Origin of the sequence: Micromonospora sp. D75 (assembly GCF_018070405.1) — a bacterium.
Lineage (GTDB): Bacteria > Actinomycetota > Actinomycetes > Mycobacteriales > Micromonosporaceae > Micromonospora > Micromonospora chalcea.
This window is the reverse complement of record NZ_JAGPXV010000842.1, coordinates 1-2,046: the sequence shown is the minus strand read 5'-3', so window position 1 is coordinate 2,046 and position 2,046 is coordinate 1. Positions and strand designations below refer to the sequence as shown.

Annotated in this window: 3 protein-coding genes and 1 pseudogene; 2 read left to right on the top strand and 2 right to left on the bottom strand. The window is 73.6% G+C overall.

What is annotated here, in order from left to right; all coding sequences use genetic code 11:
• The coding region (locus KBX39_RS29775) for a phosphotransferase family protein (protein ID WP_210873716.1) at positions 1 to 497 on the top strand (497 nt) is incomplete at its 5' end.
• Here KBX39_RS29775 and KBX39_RS29770 read toward each other — a convergent pair.
• On the bottom strand, positions 494 to 1,354 hold the full coding sequence (locus KBX39_RS29770) for an AraC family transcriptional regulator (protein WP_043326315.1): 861 nt from the start codon (positions 1,352 to 1,354) through the stop codon (positions 494 to 496). The two genes, KBX39_RS29775 and KBX39_RS29770, sit on opposite strands and share 4 nt — an antisense overlap.
• A 103-nt stretch (positions 1,355 to 1,457) precedes the next feature.
• Here KBX39_RS29770 and yidD point away from each other — a divergent pair, with 103 nt between their 5' ends.
• On the top strand, positions 1,458 to 1,847 hold the full coding sequence (yidD, locus tag KBX39_RS29765) for a membrane protein insertion efficiency factor YidD (RefSeq protein ID WP_223201225.1): 390 nt from the start codon (positions 1,458 to 1,460) through the stop codon (positions 1,845 to 1,847).
• A gap of 89 nt (positions 1,848 to 1,936) precedes the next feature.
• Here yidD and KBX39_RS34155 read toward each other — a convergent pair.
• Positions 1,937 to 2,046, bottom strand: a pseudogene (locus tag KBX39_RS34155) (DUF2071 domain-containing protein); the annotation flags it as partial.

Here is a 2,046-nt window from a genome sequence, read left to right as displayed (position 1 = left end):
CCGGGGTGCCGGATCTGCGCGGGACAGGGCTGGCGGACTGGATCCGCGAGCGGCTCGCCGGGCACGACGTGTCGGCGGCCGCCGGCCTGCTCGACGGGCTCGACCACCGGCTCCAGCAGGTCCGTGACTGCGGCCTGCCCGACACGCTCGTGCACGGTGACCTGCACCCCGGCAACGTGCGCGGCGACGGTCGGCGGCGGACGGTGATCGACTGGGCGGACTCGTTCGTCGGCCACCCCGCCTTCGACATCCTGCGCCTGACCGAGGACGTCGACGCGGACGCCGCCGCCCGGCTGATCGGCGCGTGGGCGCGGCGCTGGCGCACCGACGTGCCGGGCAGCGACCCGCACCGGGCCGTCGACCTGCTCCGGCGGGTCGCGCCGCTGCGGCTGGCCGCCGTGTACGCGATGTTCCTCGCCGCCATCGAGCCGAGCGAGCATCCGTACCACGTACACGACGTGCCGACCGCGCTGGCGCGAGCGGCAGCTACTCCCTAGACCCGGCGGACCGGGATCCACAGCTCCGCGTCGGCGGTGCCGCCGTCCTCGGCGACCCGCACACGCGAGATCTCCGGCCCCGGGCGGGCCTCGTACGGGTTGGACGGGAACCAGGACGTGAACACGGCCCGCCACAGGTGCTGCACCGCCACCGGGAACGCCCCGGAACTGGAGAACACCGCCCAGTCACCGGCCTCGACCGGCAGGCTGTCCAGGCCGTCCGGCACCTCCGCGCCGGTCACCGCCGCGTACCAGTAGTCCAGCTCGGCACCCTCGTCGCGGGAACCGGCCAGCTCGGCGCTGACGTTGACGATCCCGCGCGGCTCCTGGTCGGACAGCGCCTCGATGCGGCGTACGGTGGCCGGGTCGATGCCCCTGACGAACGCCACGATGTGCGGGTTCATCCCCTCGTGCACGAGCGGCACCCGCGCTTTCAGCCCGGCGAGCCGGAAGGCGTCCTTGGTCACGATCCGGTAGTCCATGCTGGTGTTCCCTTCGACGACGAGCCGGAAGGACAGCCGGGGCTGGGACCGCAGCACCGCCCCGGCCTGCCGGGCCTGCGTCGGCCCGACGCCGTGCACGGCCCGGAACGCGCGGGCGAACGCCTCGTTCGAGCCGTAACCCCAGCGGACCGCCACGTCGAGCAGTGACTCCCGCCCCGCGAGCACGTCCGCGCCGGCCAGCGTCATCCGGCGACGGCGGACGTACTCCGACAGCGGCAGCCCGGCCAACGCCGAGAACAGCCGGCCTAAGTGATGCTCCGAGACGCCCGCGATCCGGGCCAGCGCGGCCACGTCGAGCGGCTGCTCGAGCCGCTGTTCGAGGTAATCCAACGCGGCGTTGAGCCGATCCAGCACCCGATGTTCCTTCCTGGTGACGACCTCGACGCTAGGTTCCCGGCCGTCCACAGACCCGATCACACCGGACCCGGTCCGGTCGCCTCATTCGACACTGGCGGGCGTGTCGCATCATGACGTGGTGATCTTCCGGAAGCGGCACCGCCACAAGAAGAAGAGCCGGGACTGGTGCAACTGCGACGTGCCCACCTGTGACGGGCCGGGCTGCTGCGACCTGGGCCTCTTCTCGATGCTGCTCACCCTCGGTTCGGTGACCGCCGGCGTCGTCCGGCGGCCCGCCGTGGACCGCGCCGGCCGGGCCGCCATCCTCGGTTACCGGCGCTGGCTGTCGCACCGCTGGCCGGCGACCTGCCGCTACACGCCCACGTGCAGCGCGTACGGGCTCGCAGCGGTCGAGCGGTACGGGCTGGCGGTGGGCGGTCGGATGGCCGCCGACCGGGTACGCCGATGCCGTCCCGACGTGCCGCACGGCACCCAAGACCCGTTGCGCTGACCGCGCTCGCCACGTCGGGGAGGTGGCGGTGTCCCGGTGCGCCGGATGCCGCCACTCCGGCGACCTGGTGTCGATCAAGGCGGTGGCGGTCATCCGGCCGACGTGGGGCCGCCGAAGACGACGGGGACGCCGGGGGAGTAGAGCACGCTCACCGGTGGGCCGTCCGGCGCGGGCAGGCCGGCGGCGGTGACCAGTTCGT